The sequence below is a fragment of the Curtobacterium sp. MCBD17_013 genome (assembly GCF_003234565.1).
Classification (GTDB): domain Bacteria; phylum Actinomycetota; class Actinomycetes; order Actinomycetales; family Microbacteriaceae; genus Curtobacterium.
Map to the genome: position 1 here is coordinate 1 of NZ_QKTU01000001.1, position 17,320 is coordinate 17,320.

A 17,320-nucleotide genomic window follows, 5' to 3' on the forward strand; every position below is an offset into this window, starting at 1 on the left:
GGAAGTACGGGGGGGGGGGCGGGTAGGGCGTGGCCTGGGTCTGCATCAGCGGGTCGACGGAGGCCGAGGTGTACGAGGCAACCTCGTTCCCGGGCTCTGTCACCACGGTCTCCGGCGTCGCGGTCACGCCTGCCTCGGATTCCTCGAATCGGCGATCGTCGTACTGCGAATTCGTCATGATGTTCCCCTCAGGCGTCGTGCCGCGGTGGACCGCGTTGGCCAGAGCCTCCCATAGTTGAGGAAGGCCCAGACACCGCCCGTTCGGGTGACGCTTCACATCGCGGGAACGAGATCGACTTCACCGCTGTCGTTCGACAATGGTCGGGTCGAAAAGGGTCGGTTTCGACACCAAGACGGGCTAGAATCGCCCGATGCCCTCCGACCTCCGCACCCCCGGCCTCCGCCCCGCGACCGTGAGCACGGAGGCCGCCCGCCCCCAGGTCCGTCCGACAACCGAGGGCTGGAAGCAGCAGCTCGACCCAACGGGCCGCCCGCTGCTGCAGTTCGCGTCGCCGAAGCGCGGCAAGCCGCCGGTGCACCTCGCGGACCTGTCGGCCGAGGAGCGCGTCGCCCGCGTCAAGGAGCTCGGCCTGCCGGGCTTCCGGGCGAAGCAGCTCATGACGCACTACTTCACGCACTACACCTCGGACCCGGCGGCGATGACGGACCTGCCCGCCGCCGGACGCGAGGAGCTCGTCGCCGGACTGCTGCCGCCCCTCCTGACCGAGGCCCGGCGCCTGACGACCGACAAGGGCGACACGATCAAGTTCCTGTGGAAGCTGCACGACGGCGCGCTCGTCGAGTCGGTGCTCATGCGGTACCCGGGCCGGATCACGCTGTGCGTGTCGTCGCAGGCCGGGTGCGGGATGAACTGCCCGTTCTGCGCCACCGGGCAGAACGGCTTGACGCGCAACATGTCGACCGCCGAGATCGTCGAGCAGATCGTCCGGGCGAACGCGGCGCTGGCGGCGGGGGAGCTCGCCGGTGCCCCGACCCGTGGTGGCCAGGACCGAACCGACCCCGAGCGCGTCACGAACATCGTGTTCATGGGCATGGGGGAGCCGCTCGCGAACTACAAGCGCGTGATGGACGCCGTGCGCATCATGGTCGCACCGCAGCCGAACGGCCTCGGCATGAGCGCCCGGCACATCACCGTGTCGACGGTCGGACTCGTGCCCGCGATCGACAAGCTCGCCGACGAGGGCATCCCCCTCACGTTCGCGCTCTCCCTGCACGCGCCCGACGACGAGCTCCGCGACGAGATGATCCCGGTGAACTCCCGCTGGAAGGTCGACGAGGCCATCGACGCCGCGTACCGCTACTTCCGGAAGACGGGCCGTCGGGTGTCGATCGAGTACGCGCTCATCAAGGACATGAACGACCACGCCTGGCGCGCCGACCTGCTCGCGCACAAGCTCAACCAGCGCGGCCACGGCTGGGTCCACGTCAACCCGATCCCGCTCAACCCGACGCCCGGCTCCGTGTGGACGGCGTCGGAGCGCGACGTGACGGACGAGTTCGTGCGGCGCCTCAACGACGCCGGCATCCCGACGACGCTCCGCGACACCCGCGGCAAGGAGATCGACGGCGCCTGCGGGCAGCTCGCCGCCGCCGACGTGTAGGGCGACCGCCCGCCGGCCGGGAGGCGCGGTGCGGGCTGGTGCCGTCCCTCCCGTCCGACGTCCGGTGCGGGGTGCGCTCGCCGACGACAACGGGACATGCGCCCGCATGCGCACTCGTCGTCGGCGTGCGCACGTGCGGCGGCGGTACGAGTGGCGCCCGCAGGCGACAAGTGCGCCCGCAGGCGACAAGTGCGCCCGCAGGCGACAGCGCAGTTGTCGCTGGCGCGCGCAGATGCGGCGCGCCGGGCCGCAGCGTCAGCCGAGTGACGCCGTCGCGGCCCGGAGGTCCTCGAGCGCGGCGAGCGCGTGCGGCGCGAGCCCGGCATCGTCGTCGCGCGGACCCTCGACCCAGCGGCTGTAGCCCTGCTTGAACGCGAGCAGACCCATCTCGGCCGCGAGGTGCGCGGTGGCGGCCCGGACACCGCGGGCGACGAGCGCGTCCGTCATGGCGACGGCGAGCCCGACGCTCTTCAGCGCGTCCCGTCCCTGCAGCTCGGCGCTCGCGGCGACGGCGGCCCGGAGCCGAGGCCCGATGTCGCGGTTCATCGGCCCCATCTCGTCCGAGGCGCGTGCGAGCCCGGCTGCGACGGCCTCGAGCGGGGACGCGTCCGCGGGAGCGGCGGCGATGCCCTCGGCGAGCAGGGTGCTCAGGGTCTCCTGCCCGGCGACGAGGAGTTCGCGCTTGTCCGGGAAGTACCGGAAGAAGGTGCTCTTGGTGACGCCGGCGCGTTCGGCAATCTGCGCGACTGTCGTCTCGTCGTAGCCCTGCTCGGTGAACAGGTCGACGGCCGCGAGGACGAGTCGGTCCCGCGCTCCCGGTTCCCATCGCGCCATGCCATTCATCCTACGGCTCCGAGTCCGTGATGGGACAGTTGTCCCATCACGGTGCTACGGTGATGGGACAACAGTCTCATCACCCGGAGGAGTCCCCATGCACGTCTTCGTCACCGGCGGCACCGGCACGATCGGCACGCCCGTCGTCGCCGAGCTGCTCGCCAACGGCCACACCGTCCTCGCCCTCGCTCGCTCCGAGGCCTCCGCCGCCACGCTCGAGCAGGCCGGCGCCACCGCGATCCGGGGGAGCATCGCCGACCTCGACGTCCTCCGGACCGCGGCCGGGCAGGTCGATGGCGTGATCAGCCTGGCGTTCAGCCGCGACTACGGGTCGACCGAGTCGATCCAGCAGGGCATGGCCGAGGAGACCGCGGCGATGACCACGCTCGCCGACGCACTCGTGGGCACCGACCGTCCGCTCGTCGTCGTGTCCGGGACGCCCTGGGTCGAGGGTCGCCCGTCGACCGAGGAGGACCCGCTGCCGACGGACGGACCCGTCGGCGGGCGCGGCATCACCGTGAACGCGATCCTCGGGTACGCCGACCGGGGTGTGCGGTCCTCGGCGATCCGCCTGCCCCGCACGGTGCACGCGAACGGGACGGGCGGGTTCGCCGGGCTCCTCACCGAGAACGCCAGGAGGACCGGCGTCGCGGGCTACCCGGGTGACGGCAGCCAGCGCTGGCCCGCCGTGCACGCCGCCGACGCCGCGGTGCTCTTCCGGCTGGCGCTCGAGTCCGCCCCGGCGGGGTCCGCGTGGCACGCCGTCGCCGACGAGGGTGACGCCGTGATCGACCTCGTCCGGGTGATCGGTCGGCGCCTCGGCCTTCCGGTCGAGCAGGTGCCCGAGGAGACCTTCGGCCCGTTCGGACCGATCTTCGCGACGGACCAGCCGGCCTCGAGCGCGATCACCCGTAGGGCGCTCGGCTGGACCCCGACGCACCCGAGCGTGCTCGAGGACCTCGAGCTCGTGCAGCCCTGACCCCCTGGCGGCCGGGAGGGACGGGGCGGGCTGGCACCGTCCCTCCCGGCCGACCCGCCGCGGCCCCTGCACGTGCGCGCGCCGACGACAACTGCGCTGTCGCTGGCGCGCGCACTCGTCGTCGGCGCGCACCCGCGCGCGCCGACGACGACTTCGGGCGCACCCGCGCGCGTCGACGACGACCACGCGCGAACTCAGCCGAGACGCCCGGGTCCGGACCCCCGCGGTCACCACCGGAGTAACGTCGGCCCCGGTGTCGCCCATGACGCCGATGTGCGAGGAGGCACCGTGGCCCGAGGACCAGACCGACCCGGAACCGAGCAGGACTGGGACCCCGCCACCTGGACCGCCGACACCTGGCCGATCGCCGTGTGTCTGCACGGGTTCCCACCGGTCGGTCGCGACGGCACCACGTTGCACGACGCCCCGATCGCGGTGTGGGACGACATCTTCGCCCAGATCGAGCGGGTGGGCTTCACGCTCGCCGAGATGGCCGACGACCGGATCCGCCCCGCCGACTACGACCCCGGCAAGCGTGACGAGCTCCTCGCCACCGCCAGGGAGCACGGCATCGGGATCCCCAGCGTGCACCTGCAGCGCCGGAGCGTCATCATGCCCGGGCACGAGGAGGAGAACCTCGCGTACGCGCACCGCACGATCGACGCCGCGGCCGCGTGGGGCATGCAGGTGTTCTCGACGGGGCTCCACCAGCCGTTCAGCGAGGCCCAGCGCAAGGCCCTGTGGTTCTGGACCGCGCCCGGGCCGAAGGACCCCGACGACCCGGAGGTCTGGGACCGCGCCGTCCGGTCGATCCGCGAGCTCGGCAAGCACGCCGCCGACGTCGGGCTGCCCCTCGCGCTCGAGATGTACGAGGACACGTACCTCGGCACGGCCGAGAGCGCCGTCCGGTTCGTGGAGGCGGTGGGCCTCGACAACGTCGGCCTCAACCCCGACGTCGCGAACTTGATCCGTCTGCACCGTCCCGTCGAGGACTGGCGCGAGGTGTTCTCCGCGACCCTCCCGTACGCGAACTACCTGCACGTCAAGAACTACACACGCGACGAGGCCGGTGACGGCTCCTGGGCGACGAGCGTCCCCTCGACGATGGAGACCGGCATCATCAACTACCGGCAGGTCCTGCGCGAGGCCGTGGACGTCGGGTTCCGCGGCATCATCATGACCGAGCAGTACGGCGGGGACAGCCTCGGCGTCTGCGCCACCAACCAGCGGTACATCCGCACCCTGCTGCCCCAGGAGGTCGCACGATGAGTCAGATCAGAGCCGCCGTCGTCGGATCCGGGTACATGGGTGGCGGGATCGCGCAGATGCTCGCGCTGTCCGGGGCCGAGGTCGCCCTCGCCGACGTCTCCGCCGAGATCGCCGCGAGCAACCACACGCGGCTGCTCGATGAGGCTCGGCAGTTCGTCGCCGACGGGCTGTTCCCCGCCGACGCGGTCGAGCGCATCGCCGCGCTCGTCCACCCTGCCGAGTCCGTCGAGGCCGCCGTCGCCGACGCCGAGTTCATCGAGGAGGCCGTGCCCGAGAAGATCGAGATCAAGCACGCCACCCTCGCCCGGATCAGCGCGGCCGCGGGCCCGGAGGCGGTGATCGGCTCGAACACGTCGACCATCCGCATCAGCGCACTCGCCGAGGCCGTCGAGGGACCCGAACGGTTCCTCGGCGTGCACTTCTCGAACCCCGCGCCGTTCATCCCCGGCGTCGAGATCATCCCCCACGAGACCACCACCGAGTCCGCGATCACGACCGCCGAGACGATCGTCCGCGCGACCGGCAAGCAGACCGCCCGGGTCAAGGACAGCGTCGGCTTCGTCCTCAACCGCCTGCAGTACGCGCTGTTCTCCGAGGCAGCGGACATCGCCGCCGAGGGCATCGCGAGCCCCGAGGACATCGACACCATCGTCCGGACCACGTTCGGCTTCCGGCTGCCCGTGTTCGGCCCGTTCGCAATCGCCGACATGGCGGGCCTGGACGTGTACGCGTTCTGCTACGCGTCCCTCCAGACCCGGTGGCCGGAGCGGTTCGCGACCCCGGAGTCGCTCGCCGCGCTCGTGGCCGAGGGCAAGTTCGGCACGAAGTCGGGCGCGGGGTACCTCGACGTCCCGGCCGACCGGACGCCGGAACTCGTGGCGTACCGGAACCGGGCGTACGTGGCGTTGCAGAAGCTGCTCGACGAGCTCGGCCCCGCACCGATCGACTGACCGGACCGCGATGGAGGAGTTCGACGTCGCCGTCGTGGGCGCCGGGGCGCTGGGCAGCGCCGCTGCCCACCACCTGGCACTCCGGGGTGCGACGGTGGTCCTGTTCGAACAGTTCGAGTTCGGTCACGTGCGCGGTGCCTCCCACGACACGTCGCGGATCCTCCGCACCTCGTACGGCGACGAGGCCTACGTCCGGCTCGCGAAGTCGGCGTACCGGGACTGGGGCGAGTTGGAACGCGTCAGCGGCGAACGCATCGTGACCACCACCGGCGGCGTCGTGTTCGTGCCACCGGGCAGTCCGTACCCCGTGACGGCCTTCACCGCGGCACTCACGGCGCAGGACCTGCCGTTCGAGGTCCTCGACCGCGACGCGGTGCGCGCTCGTTGGCCGCAGTTCACCCTGCCCCCGGGAGTCGAGACCGTGTTCTCGCCCGACACCGGGATCGTCCCCGCGTCGCGCACCGTCGCGACGCTCCAGATGCAGGCACGGTCGCACGGAGCGGTGCTCCGCGACCGGACACGGGTCGAGGAGCTCCGACCCCAACCCGACGGAGTCGTGGTCATGACGACCGCGGGGAAGGTCCGAGCGCGGAAGGTCGTCGTCGCCGCCGATGCGTGGACGAACGCGCTCATCGCGCCCCTCGGTGTCGAGGTCCCGCTCGTGACGATGCAGGAGCAGGTCACGTACTTCGGGCCGGACCGCCCCGAGGACTTCGGCGACGACCGGCTCCCCGTGTGGATCTGGGAGGACGAGCCCTGCTACTACGGGTTCCCGACCTACGGGGAGCCGACCGTCAAGGCGGGTCGAGACGCCTCCGACAACCGCATGACGCCCGACGAGCGGACCTTCCGGCACTCGGAGGAGCTCCTGGACCAGCTGCGGGCGTTCATGCGCGGGTTCCTGCCCGCCAGCGGCGAGGACGTCCGGACCATCACCTGCCAGTACACGCTGACCCCCGGCCGGCGGTTCGTGCTCGACGCGCTGCCGGAGCACCCGGACGTGCTCGTCGCGCTCGGGGCCGCCCACGCGTTCAAGTTCACGCCGACGATCGGGCGGATCCTGGCGGAACTCGCCCTCGATGGTCGGACCGACGACGACATCAGCGCCTTCCGGCTCAGGGATGTCCTGGCTCCCGTGCCGACCGCCTGACCGTCCGTGGCGGGCCTCCCGGGTCAGCCGGGCCCGTCGCTCGCGGCGGCGAGCAGCGGCACGACCACGTCGCTGACCGGGGTGGGGATGCCGTGCGTGCGGCCGAGCCGTGCCACGACCTCGTTCCGGACCCGCCACTCGAGCGGGCGGTCCGCGGCGCGGTCGGTGAGGATCGAGGTCCCGAGGTCCGCCGGCTGTGCGCGGAGGCCGTCGAGGACCTCGTGCGGGACCTCATCACCGAGGCGGGCGCCCGTTGCCCGTGCCACGGCGAGGCACTCGGCGAGGTAGTCGAGCGTCAGCCGGGCGACGTCCTCACGTCGGAACATCCCAGATCGCCGCCCGCTCAGCGCCATGAGCCCCGCGGCCGCGTTGTGGAGGAGCTTGCGCCACGCGACGGTCACGAAGTCCTCGGTGACGTCGACCGCGCACCGGGTGCCCTCGAAGACATCGACCACCGACTGCGCCGCCGGCACGTCGGGGAGCGTCAGGCGCGGCGGTCGCCGCAGCGCCACCGTGCCGTCCGGCTCGGCCTGGGCGGGGAACCACACGACGGCCGGGAGGACCGTGCCCGCGACCCACGGACCGACGCTCGCCTCCTGCTCCACCCCGTTCTGCAGCACGCACACGACCGTGTCTGCGTGGCACAACGCGGCGAGCCAGGGCCCGGCGGCCTCGATCTGGGTGGCCTTGACGGCGAGGAACACGACGTCGACGGGTCCGGATACCGTCGTCGGATCGGTGTGCACCGGCCCGGGGACGACGACGACCGCGCCGTCCGGGGTCCGGAGCCGGAGGTGCTCCCGCGGCGTCCGGCCGGCGAGCAGCGGGGTCCGACCGGCCTCGTGGAGCGCTGCTGCCACCGTCGTGCCGATCGCACCCGGGCCGACGATCGCGATGCTCGGGTCCATGGACTCCATCCTGGCGCTTCGGCGCACGGTCAGGACGCGCTCGGCGAGCGGGGCCAATGTGGAGGCATGCTCACACGACGTTCCTCGGGTCTGGTCCTCCTCGGCACGGCGCTCACCGTGGTGCTCGCCGGGTGCTCGGGCGGGACCACCTCGCCGCACCCGAGCAGCACGGCGCGGACGGTCGCCCACAGCACCCCGACACCGTCCGCCGCCCCCGCCTCGCCCAGCACCACGAGCACCCCGAGCGCGACGAGCACGTGCGGACCCGCGACGGGGCGGGCTGCCGCCGCGACGGGGATCGCGGCACTCCCGCTCCCGGTGAACCTGCGGGGAACGGCCCACTGGGACGCGGCGGGCGCCGACTACTCCGGGTACGACCCCTGCGCGCCGCTGTCGTGGTCGGTCGTGACCGTCTCCGGCTCCACGGCGAGCTCCCCGTACGCGATCCTGCTGTTCCACGACGGCACCTACCTCGGAACCGCGACGAAGGAGCAGTACGCGTTCCAGCCCACGGTCCGGCGGACCTCGTCGACGAGCATCGCCGTGACCTACCCGTACCCGCAGGGCAACGACTCCGACGCCGATCCGACCGGCCGCGCGAACGCCACGTACACCTGGGACTCCGGTGCCGGGAAGGTCACGATGGACGGCAGCACGCCTCCGGCGCAGTGAGTCAGCCCGGGTCCGGCGTGCCGGTGGGCGAGCACCGCGCGACGTCGGCGTCGCTCGCTGCAACGGCCCGGCGGCATCCGTCGACCATCGTGTTCAGCGTGCTCGCCGTCGTGTTCGCGGTCCTGACGGTCGTGCTGCTCGTCCGCATCCACGGCGTCCACTCGGACGCGTTCCCGCTCGCCCTGCGCGCCGGGGGTCTCGCGACCATCGCGTGCGCGGCCGGTGGCCCGTTGCGTCTGGTGCCACTCCGCCGGAGGGACGAGCGCGGGGCGCTGACTGCCCGGCATCCCGGGATCGCCTTCGTCAGCGCGCTGGCGACCCCGACGACGAAGGACGACCTCGCCGCGTGGGACCCAGGTCTCTCCGTCACGTTCCCGTGCCAGCTCGCGTTCTCCCCGCAGGGGATCGCGCTCTGGGACACCGCGACCGACACGGAGGGCCGTCACATCGCGGAGCGGGCCGAGGTGCTGTCGATCGAGCCGTTCCACACCCCGGACCACTCGTGGGAACAGTCGGAGCAGGGATGGGGCGTCGTGCTGCATCTCGCCCCGCGCGACGGCGTGAGCACCGGCCGGTACACGGGCGTCGTGCACCTCTGGATCGAGGACGCACAGACCGAGCGTGACGAGTACGCAACGAAGCAGTCGATCCGGGCGATGGAGCGGGCGCTCGGCCGTTGACTACTCGGCGGCCCACGCCTCGTCCTGTGCAGGTGATCGAGCGGAAGGCCCGGTGCCGGACCACGCTGACGAGGAGCGAGGAGGATGGTCGCGTGAGCGAGACGACCGATCCGAAGACCGTGACGCTCATCCGGTCCGCGAGCCTGGCGCAGGGCGTCGACTACGCCTACGCTGCGACCGCTCCCGCCGGCGCGCGGCTGGTGTTCCTGGCAGGGGCCTGTCCCCTCGACGAGACCGGCGCGACCGTCGCGCTCGGGGACCACGCCGGGCAGGCCGCGCAGTGCGTCGAGAACATGGTGACGGCGCTCGGCGCGGCAGGCGCCGGCATCGAGGACGTCATCAGCACGCGGGTCCTCGTCGCGTCGTCGCGGCAGGCGGACCTCATCGCCGCCTGGGACGTCGTGCGTGCCGCGTTCGGTGCGCACGACGTCCCGAGCACCCTGCTCGGCGTCACCGTGCTCGGGTACGACGGGCAGCTCGTCGAGATCGAGGCGGTCGCCGCGGTCCTCGACGTGTGACGTCCCGCGGCGGCGAGCCCGAGGTCGACGAGACCTGGATCACCGTCGAGGGCGGCCCGACCGGCAGCGTGCCGGTCCGGATCGTCCGACCGCAGGGAGCCACCGGAGTCCTGCCCGTCGTGCTCTACACGCACGGCGCGGGCTGGGTCTTCGGCGACGCCCACACGCACGACCGGCTCGTCCGCGACCTCGCGGTCGGCACCGGCGCCGCCGTCGTGTTCCCCGAGTACGACCGCGCTCCCGAGGCGCAGTACCCGACGCAGAACGGGCAGTCCTACGCGGTCGCGCAGTGGGTCGTCCAGCACGGTGCCGAGCAGCAGCTCGACGGGTCGCGACTCGTCGTCGCGGGGGACTCGGTCGGCGGCAACATGGCGACCGTCCTCACCCTGATGGCGAAGGAGCGCGGGGACATCACGTTCCGCGCGCAGGCGCTGTTCTACCCGGTCACGAACGCCGCGTTCGACGCCGGCTCGTACGACGAGTTCGCCGAGGGGTACTTCCTGGCCCGCGACGGCATGCGCTGGTTCTGGGATCAGTACACGACGAGTGAGGAGGACCGTGCGCAGATCACCGCGTCGCCGCTCCGCGCCACCGAGGAGCAGCTCGCCGGCCTGCCGCAGGCCCTCGTGATCACGGGCGAGGCCGACGTGCTCCGCGACGAGGGCGAGGCCTACGCGGCCAAGCTCCGCCGCGCGGGCGTGCCCGTCACCGCCGTGCGCTACCAGGGGATCATCCACGACTTCGTGATGGTCAACTCCATGCACGACACCCACGCGGCGAAGGCCGCGATCGCGCAGGCGGTCGCCTTCCTGTCCGCGGCCCTGTCCGACTGACCCACCCGACCAGCCGGGAGGCGCGGCCCGCGTGCTCGACGCGGGTCGCGCCTCCCGGGTGCCGGTCATCGAGCACCTCATCGCGCCGGGATGCTTCGCGCTCACGCCGGCCGCTCGTACTCAGTGCGCCGCTTCGTACGCCCGGATCTCCTCGACCTTGTCGTTCGACGCGCTCGAGCTGTCGAACTCGTACGTCAGCCACTCCCGCACGTTGCGGCGGGCGAGCTCGAGGCCGATGACGCGCTGCCCCATGCAGAGCACCTGGGCGTCGTTCGACAGGATCGAGCGCTCCACCGAGTAGGAGTCGTGCGCGGTCACGGCCCGGATGCCCGGCACCTTGTTGGCCGAGATCGCGACGCCGAGGCCCGTGCCGCAGAACAGGATCGCCCGGTCGGCATCCCCGCGGGCGACGATCTCCGCCGCGGCAGTCGCCACGGTCGGGTAGTTCGTGTGCCCGTCGGCGTCCACGCCGACATCGACCACCGAGGCCACGAGGTCGCTCGCCTCGAGGTCCTTGCGGATCGCTTCCTTGTAGTCGTACCCGGCGTCGTCCGAGCCGATCACCAACCGCCACTGCGTCATCGCGTGGCTCCTTCCTCGCGACGGTCTGTCGCTCCGGGGTCCCGGTGTACTCCGTCGGTGTCCGTGCCACCTGCGAGTGCATGGCCCACCACGCCGACGATCGCCGCGAACGACACGGCGCCGGGGTCGGGGGAGCCGACGGCCTTGTCGCCGTGCGTCTTCGCGCGCCCGAGGTGCGGCACGAGGTCCGCCGTCGACGCCGCACCCTCCTCGGCAGCGGAGGCAGCGGCGGCCCACGCGGTCGCCAGGTCGTCGCCCACGTCGACCCGCGCGGTGAGCGTGTCGGCGAACGGCACGAGCGCGTCCACCATCGTCTTGTCACCGACGGCCGCTCCGCCCACCGACTGCACGGCCTCCCGGCCCTGGGCGACACCGGTCGCGACGGCGGTGGCGGTCGGCTGCGTCTCGTCGTCGAGCTCGCTCGCGAGGGTCCGCAGCAGCACGCCCCACAGCGCGCCCGAGGTGCCGCCCGCGCGGTCGGCCCAGCCGGCGCTCGCCCGGTGGAGGACCGTGGCGGCGCCGCCCTGGGCCTCCAGAGCGGCGGTCGCGGCCTCGAGTGCCGCGCTCGCGCCGCGCTGCATGCCGATGCCGTGGTCGCCGTCACCGGCGATCGAGTCGAGACGACCCCAGTCGTCGACGTGGTCCTCCACGGTCGTCGCGACCGTGCGGAGCAGGTCGACGATGCGGCTCGCGGTCTCGCGGGACTCCGCACTGGAGGGCCGGATCGCGTCCTCCGTGTCGGCCTCCGCGGCCGTCGGTCCGGCGCTCACGAGGTCCTGCTGGACGCTGCCCCGACGGAACGCCGGGGTGTCGGCGGGCGCGGTCCAGAGCCGCTCGAGCTCGTCGTCGAGCCAGAGCAGGGTCAGGGACGCGCCGGCCATGTCGAAGCTCGTGCAGAACTCGCCCACCTGCGGGTCGACCACGGTGAGCCCACGGTCCTGCAGCAGCCCCGCGATCGAGCGGTAGACGACGAACAGCTCCTCGACCTTGACCGACCCGAGCCCGTTGAGGATCGGGACCACGCGCGCGTCGTCGAGGTCGACGCCCTCGGGGATCTCCGCCTCGGCGAGGAGTCGCTCGACGAACAGCTCGGCGAGCCCCTCGGCGCTGGGGATGTCGGTCTCGTCGATGCCGGGCTCGCCGTGGATGCCGAGCCCGATCGCCATGCGCCCCTCGGGGACGTCGAACAGGGGTTCGTCGGCGCCGGGCAACGTGCAGCCGCTGAACGCGACGCCCATCGACCGCGTCCGCTCGTTCGCCAGCACCGCCACGCGCTCGACGTCGTCGAGGCCCATGCCCTCGGCCGCGGCGGCCCCGGCCACCTTGAACACGGTGAGGTCGCCCGCGATGCCGCGACGCTTGCCGCGCTCGTCGCTCGACGCGCTGAAGATGTCGTCCGTCACGAGGACCGTGCGGCAGTCGATCCCGTCCGCCCGGACCGCGTCCTGCGCTGCCGTGAAGTTGAGGACGTCGCCGGCGTAGTTGCCGTAGCTGAGCAGGGCGCCCCGGCCATGCTCGCTCGCGCGGATCACCGACTCGACCTGGATCGACGACGGCGACGCGAACAGGTTGCCCATCGCCGCACCGTGCGCGAGCCCCGGACCGACGAGACCGCCGAACGCCGGCCAGTGACCCGAACCGCCGCCGATGACCACGGCGACCTCGGGGTCCGGGCTCCTCGTGGATCGGGTGACACCGCCTCGGACCTGGCGGACTCGATCGCCGTTCGCGAGGACGAAGCCCTCGATCATCTCGTCGACGAACTGGGTGGGCTGGTTCCACAGACGCGTCACGACACTCGCTCCTTCGTTGGACCGGACGTGGTGATCGGGATCCTAACGACGTGGTCCGGGCGTCGCATGGTCATGACTCGTCCTCGGGATGGTCTTCGAGGAGCATCCCGTACGCACCACGTAGGTGCTGCTCAATGGCTGCAGCAGCTCGTGCGGGGTCACCGGTCGCGAGGACGTCGCGAACGGCCTTGTGCTCATCGTGACCGACTTCCAGGAAGTCGCGATGGGACGTGTTCCGTGCCTGGAGGAAGAACTCGACCTGACTCCGGATGAACTCCCACGAGCGCTTGAGGCGCTGGTGCTCGGCGGCTTCGTAGAGGAGATCGTGGAACGCCAAGTCGAGTTCGACCGCCTCGGTCGGGCTGTAGTCCGCGGTCACCTGCTGCATCCGATCGAGGATCACATCCATCGCGGCGAAGCGTGCGGGCGTCATACGGGTGGCGGCTCGCTCGATCGCCAGCCGTTCGAGCGCGAGTCGGAGCGAGTACACCTCGTCGATGTCCTGCCGCGTGAGCGTCACGACGAATGCGCCTCGGTGTCGACGGAGCTCGACGTAGCCCTCGTTGGCCAGCTGGGAAAACGCTTCGCGCACGGGACCCCGGCTGACTCCGAGTGCCACCGCGATCTCCGTCTCCTTGAGATGTTGCCCCTGGACGAGGTCACCGCGGCTGATCATGTCCCGGAGCACGTCCACGACGCTCTGCGAGAGCGCGGGCTGCGCGACGGGGGCGTTGAGCCCTGGAAACGTCATCCGGGCCTCCTTCGATCGAGATTGTAAACAATAAACCCTTGACAGTCAGCATTCGGCCGCTAGATTGACCGTAGCTCGTCGCCCACCAGGACACGCAGAAGTGACCACCGGGACCGCGACGATCATCTCGTGGCGTGCCCGACGCGCCATTTCTCGGCGCGCTCCGCGCCGTGCAGAGGGAGTCCCAGGCGGGACCGCCCACACAGGAAGGTCAAGGATGACCGACACCTCGCTGTCGTGCCAACGGTTCCCTGGCCATCTCGTGGTTCCGCCTCGGTCGACCTCACACGATCGAGATGACGGGTGGCTGACGACGACGTCGACGAGCTACAACCGAAAGGGAATCACAGTGCACAAGAAATCGTTCCTGGCGGTGCTGGCAGCGGCTGGCCTCGTCGCGGTGAGCGCCCTGGGCTTCTCGGGTCCGGCGAATGCCGCCGGTCGCTCCTGCGCCAACAAGATCGTGGATCCCGCGGCGCCGGTGGTCACCCTGTGGGCCTGGTCACCGACCGCGTCCGTCGCGGTCGACCAGTTCAACAAGGCGCACAAGGACGTGCAGATCTGCTGGACGAATGCCGGTGCGGGCTCCGCCGAGTACGACAAGTTCTCGACGGCCATCGCGGCGAAGAAGGGCGCTCCTGACGTCATCATGCTCGAGACCGAGCAGTTGCCGAGCTTCGAGATCAAGAACGCGCTCGTCGATCTCAGCAAGTACGGGGCGAACAAGGTGAAGCGCCAGTTCTCGGCCGGAACCCTGAAGGACATCTCGCAGAACGGCGACATCTACGCGATCCCGGACGACGGCGGGCCGGTTGCCATGATGTACAACAAGCAGATCTTCGACAAGTACGACCTCACGGTGCCGAAGACCTGGGCGGAGTACCAGTCGGCGGCGGAGAAGCTCAAGGCCGCGGGGGGACCGGCCTTCGGCGACTGGCCGAGCGACACCCCCGCGTTCACACAGGCGATGTTCAATCAAGCCGCCGGCTCGACTGCGAAGCAGAGCTTCAGCTACAACATCAAGAACAAGGCCGCGCTCGGTGTGAAGATCAACAGTGCGGCCAACAAGAAGGTGCTCCGCTACTGGTCGAACCTCGTCGACAAGGGACTCATCACCACCGTCGGCCAGCAGACCACCGACTTCACGACCAAACTGTCGAAGAACCAACTCGCCACGATGATCGCCCCCTCTTGGGAGCCCGGCCACCTCGGTACGTTCGGCATCCCGACCGGTGATGACGCTCCCTGGCGGCTGGCACCGCTTCCGCAGTGGAGTGCCAACAAGTCGGTGCAGGTGAACTGGGGCGGGTCCACCTACGCAGTGACGTCGCAGTCCAAGACCCCGAAGCTCGCCGCCGAGGTTGCGATCAAGCTGTTCGGGAACGAGAACCAGACCACGATCGGGGCACACTTCCCGATGCACTTGAAGGCGCAGAAGGCGGATTGGTTCGTGAACGCGTCGGACCCCTTCTTCGGCGGCCAGAAGTCCAACAGGGACGTCTGGATCCCCGCAGCCAAGGGTTACAAGGGCACCGTCTACAGCCCGTTCCAGAACTACTACTACACGCAGCTGCAGTCCCAGCTCACCAAGACCAACTCCGGGTCGTCGACCAGCAAGGCACTGAACTCGCTGCAGGCGACCATCACGAAGTACGCGACCTCGCAGGACTTCTCCTTGAAGAAGTAGTCGGGGCGCACCCGCCGGCGAGAGCGCGTTCCGCGCCATGCATGCTGGCGCCTCCGCCGGCAGAACGCCGCGACGAGCGGTACCACCCTTCCGGAGCTCTCGGACACCACATCCCCGAGAGCTCCGGATCGGGATCCATCGGACCGGGTGCGCGAGCCGCCGTGTCCGGCATCAACGAACAGACGAGGACAGTCGAATGAGTGGCGCTGAGTCTTCGGTGGCAACGACGCCAGCGAAACAGAGAAACACGATCGTGCGTGCCCGGCGGGGTGGAGTGAGGAGGCGACAAGGGCTCGGATGGTTGTTCATCGCACCGTTCGGTGTCGTCTTCGTCGTCTTCCTGATCGTCCCGCTCGGGTACGCCTTCTACCAGAGCCTGTTCAGCCAGAGCCTGGTCGCCGGCACCAGCTTCGCGGGATTGAGCAACTACGTGAAGGCCTTCACCGACCCGGACTTCCTGGGCGGAGCTGTCTTCGTCGTCGTCTTCTCGGTCGTGCTCATCCCCATCCAGATGGCGATCTCACTCGCCGCTGCGCTGGTGCTCGACACGCTCACGACCAAACTGGCTCGGTTCTCACGGCTGATGATCTTCGTCCCGTACGCGATCCCCGCCGTGGTCGGCGCCCTCATGTGGGGCTTCCTGTACAGCCCGAGCTTCGGGCCGTTGAGCGACCTGTTCGCGCTGTTCCACACGTCGGCGCCCAACCTCTTGAGCTCGCACAACATCTTCGGCGGCCTGCTCAACGTGGTGGTCTGGCAGTGGGTCGGCTACTACATGATCATCATCTACGCGGCACTCCAGGGCATCGACCCCAGCCTGTACGAGGCGGCTCGGCTCGACGGGGCGAGCGCGCGTCAGATCGCGTTGCGGGTCAAGGTCCCGCTCGTCACATCGGCGCTCGTGCTGATCCTCGTGTTCGCGCTCATCGGCACGCTCCAGTTCTTCACCGAGCCCACCGTGCTCACGCCGCAGGCGAACGGCTCGATCGGACCGGCGTTCACGCCGAACATCTACGCCTACAACCTGGCGTTCAAGTTCTCCCAGATCAACTACGCGTCGGCGGTCTCGTTCGCCCTGGGGATCATCGTGTTCATCGGGGTCTACATCTTCCTGTTCCTGACCCGTAAGAAGGGGAGTTTCCTCTGATGGCAACGACCGCACCCGCGCGAGCGAAGACGTCGAACCGGGCCTCGGCGCCGTCGAGCAAGGGCCGAGGCGCGAAGAAGCCGAGGAACGTCGCGGCCCACGTGTTCCTCGTGGTCCTCGTCGTGTACTTCCTGCTCCCCATCTGGTGGCTGTTCGTCGCCAGCACCAAGGACGCGCACGGACTGTTCAACCCGTCCGCCGGCGCGCTGTGGTTCGACAAGACCTTCGCGCTGTTCCAGAACATCGGCATGCTCTTCAGCTACAGCCACGGCATCTACCTCCGATGGCTCGGCAACTCGTTCCTGTACGCACTCAGCGGTGGCGTGGGGTCGACCGTCCTCGCGATCCTCGCGGGCTACGGATTCGCCAAGTTCGACTTCCGAGGGCGCAACCTCAGCTTCGCGATCCTGCTCGGTTCCGTGATGGTGCCGCTCACGGCGCTCGTGATCCCGACGTTCGTGCTCTTCTCGCAGATCAACCTCACCGACACGATCTGGGCAGTGATCCTGCCGTCGCTGCTCAACCCGTTCGGCGTGTACCTGATGCGGGTCTACGCCGCGGACGCCGTGCCGGACGAGATGCTCGAGGCTGCGCGTATCGACGGCGCGGGAGAACTCCGGACGTTCTTCCAGGTGGCGCTCCCGCTGATGCGCCCGGCGATCGTCACGGTGCTGCTGCTCTCGATCGTGGCCACCTGGAACAACTACTTCCTCCCGCTCGCGGTGCTGTCGAACAACAAGCTCTACCCCGTGACCGTGGGCCTGGGGCTGTGGAACGGCCTCGCCTCGGCCAACAGCGGAACGGGGACCGACTCGCTCTGGAGCATCATCGTCGTCGGTTCCTTCATCTCCGTCATCCCGCTGATCATCGCGTTCCTGACCATGCAGCGGTACTGGCAGGGCGGGTTGGCGATCGGCAGCCTCAAGTAGCTCCTCCCTCCTCCGA

17 protein-coding genes are annotated in these 17,320 nt (G+C 70.3%); 12 read left to right on the plus strand and 5 right to left on the minus strand.

What is annotated here, in order from left to right; all coding sequences use genetic code 11:
• Window positions 1-371 precede the first annotated feature (371 nt).
• Window positions 372-1,622 carry a 23S rRNA (adenine(2503)-C(2))-methyltransferase RlmN gene (rlmN, locus tag DEI81_RS00005; RefSeq protein ID WP_111008470.1) on the plus strand — a complete coding sequence of 417 codons (1,251 nt, stop codon included), beginning with the start codon at window positions 372-374 and terminating at the stop codon, window positions 1,620-1,622.
• 255 nt (window positions 1,623-1,877) lie between these two features.
• On the opposite strand, the gene DEI81_RS00010 is transcribed toward rlmN, so the two are convergent.
• Window positions 1,878-2,456 (minus strand): TetR/AcrR family transcriptional regulator, encoded by a 579-nt coding sequence (locus DEI81_RS00010; RefSeq protein WP_111008471.1) that lies wholly within the window; start codon window positions 2,454-2,456, stop codon window positions 1,878-1,880.
• Between the two features lie 97 nt (window positions 2,457-2,553).
• Between DEI81_RS00010 and DEI81_RS00015 the strand changes: the two genes are divergently transcribed.
• The 4 genes from DEI81_RS00015 to solA all read left to right on the plus strand — a co-directional run bounded on the left by DEI81_RS00015 (window position 2,554) and on the right by solA (window position 6,804).
• Window positions 2,554-3,435: an SDR family oxidoreductase gene (locus DEI81_RS00015; protein ID WP_111008472.1), complete on the plus strand. Its 882-nt coding sequence runs from the start codon at window positions 2,554-2,556 to the stop codon at window positions 3,433-3,435.
• 288 nt (window positions 3,436-3,723) lie between these two features.
• Entirely contained in the window at window positions 3,724-4,704 is a 981-nt protein-coding gene (locus DEI81_RS00020; protein ID WP_111008473.1) for a sugar phosphate isomerase/epimerase, read from the plus strand.
• Window positions 4,701-5,654, plus strand: coding sequence for a 3-hydroxyacyl-CoA dehydrogenase family protein (locus tag DEI81_RS00025; protein WP_111008474.1), 954 nt, complete (start codon window positions 4,701-4,703; stop codon window positions 5,652-5,654). Before DEI81_RS00020 ends, DEI81_RS00025 begins: the two co-directional genes overlap by 4 nt.
• A 10-nt stretch (window positions 5,655-5,664) precedes the next feature.
• Window positions 5,665-6,804, plus strand: a complete 1,140-nt coding sequence (gene solA / locus DEI81_RS00030) for an N-methyl-L-tryptophan oxidase (RefSeq protein WP_111008475.1) — start codon at window positions 5,665-5,667, stop codon at window positions 6,802-6,804.
• A gap of 23 nt (window positions 6,805-6,827) precedes the next feature.
• Here solA and DEI81_RS00035 read toward each other — a convergent pair whose 3' ends face one another.
• Window positions 6,828-7,712 carry an oxidoreductase gene (locus DEI81_RS00035; protein WP_258368374.1) on the minus strand — a complete coding sequence of 295 codons (885 nt, stop codon included), beginning with the start codon at window positions 7,710-7,712 and terminating at the stop codon, window positions 6,828-6,830.
• A 66-nt stretch (window positions 7,713-7,778) separates the two neighbouring features.
• Between DEI81_RS00035 and DEI81_RS00040 the strand changes: the two genes are divergently transcribed.
• From DEI81_RS00040 to DEI81_RS00055, 4 genes are all read left to right on the plus strand, one after another.
• Entirely contained in the window at window positions 7,779-8,384 is a 606-nt protein-coding gene (locus DEI81_RS00040) for an LppP/LprE family lipoprotein (RefSeq protein ID WP_111008477.1), read from the plus strand.
• Window positions 8,381-9,064, plus strand: coding sequence for a hypothetical protein (locus tag DEI81_RS00045; RefSeq protein ID WP_111008478.1), 684 nt, complete (start codon window positions 8,381-8,383; stop codon window positions 9,062-9,064). Before DEI81_RS00040 ends, DEI81_RS00045 begins: the two co-directional genes overlap by 4 nt.
• Window positions 9,065-9,156: 92 nt before the next feature.
• Window positions 9,157-9,582 carry a RidA family protein gene (locus DEI81_RS00050; RefSeq protein WP_111008479.1) on the plus strand — a complete coding sequence of 142 codons (426 nt, stop codon included), beginning with the start codon at window positions 9,157-9,159 and terminating at the stop codon, window positions 9,580-9,582.
• Window positions 9,579-10,415 (plus strand): alpha/beta hydrolase, encoded by an 837-nt coding sequence (locus tag DEI81_RS00055; protein ID WP_111008480.1) that lies wholly within the window; start codon window positions 9,579-9,581, stop codon window positions 10,413-10,415. The genes DEI81_RS00050 and DEI81_RS00055 overlap by 4 nt, the downstream gene beginning before the upstream one ends.
• Before the next feature lie 120 nt (window positions 10,416-10,535).
• Here the strand turns inward: DEI81_RS00055 and DEI81_RS00060 are convergent, their stop codons facing one another.
• From DEI81_RS00060 to DEI81_RS00070, 3 genes are all read right to left on the minus strand, one after another.
• Window positions 10,536-10,997 carry a ribose-5-phosphate isomerase gene (locus tag DEI81_RS00060; protein WP_111008481.1) on the minus strand — a complete coding sequence of 154 codons (462 nt, stop codon included), beginning with the start codon at window positions 10,995-10,997 and terminating at the stop codon, window positions 10,536-10,538.
• The gene (locus DEI81_RS00065; protein ID WP_111008482.1) at window positions 10,994-12,790 is read right to left on the minus strand and encodes a dihydroxyacetone kinase family protein; all 1,797 of its coding nucleotides are present in this window, start codon (window positions 12,788-12,790) and stop codon (window positions 10,994-10,996) included. Before DEI81_RS00065 ends, DEI81_RS00060 begins: the two co-directional genes overlap by 4 nt.
• Window positions 12,791-12,860: 70 nt before the next feature.
• Window positions 12,861-13,541 carry a GntR family transcriptional regulator gene (locus tag DEI81_RS00070; RefSeq protein WP_111008483.1) on the minus strand — a complete coding sequence of 227 codons (681 nt, stop codon included), beginning with the start codon at window positions 13,539-13,541 and terminating at the stop codon, window positions 12,861-12,863.
• A 349-nt stretch (window positions 13,542-13,890) separates the two neighbouring features.
• Here DEI81_RS00070 and DEI81_RS00075 point away from each other — a divergent pair, with 349 nt between their 5' ends.
• The 3 genes from DEI81_RS00075 (at window position 13,891) to DEI81_RS00085 (ending at window position 17,304) form a co-directional block, all read left to right on the plus strand.
• A complete protein-coding gene (locus DEI81_RS00075) occupies window positions 13,891-15,228 on the plus strand; it encodes an ABC transporter substrate-binding protein (RefSeq protein ID WP_181435271.1) in 1,338 nt (445 codons plus the stop codon).
• Window positions 15,229-15,529: 301 nt separating this feature from the next.
• Window positions 15,530-16,375, plus strand: a complete 846-nt coding sequence (locus DEI81_RS00080) for a carbohydrate ABC transporter permease (RefSeq protein WP_258368376.1) — start codon at window positions 15,530-15,532, stop codon at window positions 16,373-16,375.
• Window positions 16,375-17,304: a carbohydrate ABC transporter permease gene (locus DEI81_RS00085; protein ID WP_111008486.1), complete on the plus strand. Its 930-nt coding sequence runs from the start codon at window positions 16,375-16,377 to the stop codon at window positions 17,302-17,304. Before DEI81_RS00080 ends, DEI81_RS00085 begins: the two co-directional genes overlap by 1 nt.
• Window positions 17,305-17,320: the final 16 nt, after the last annotated feature.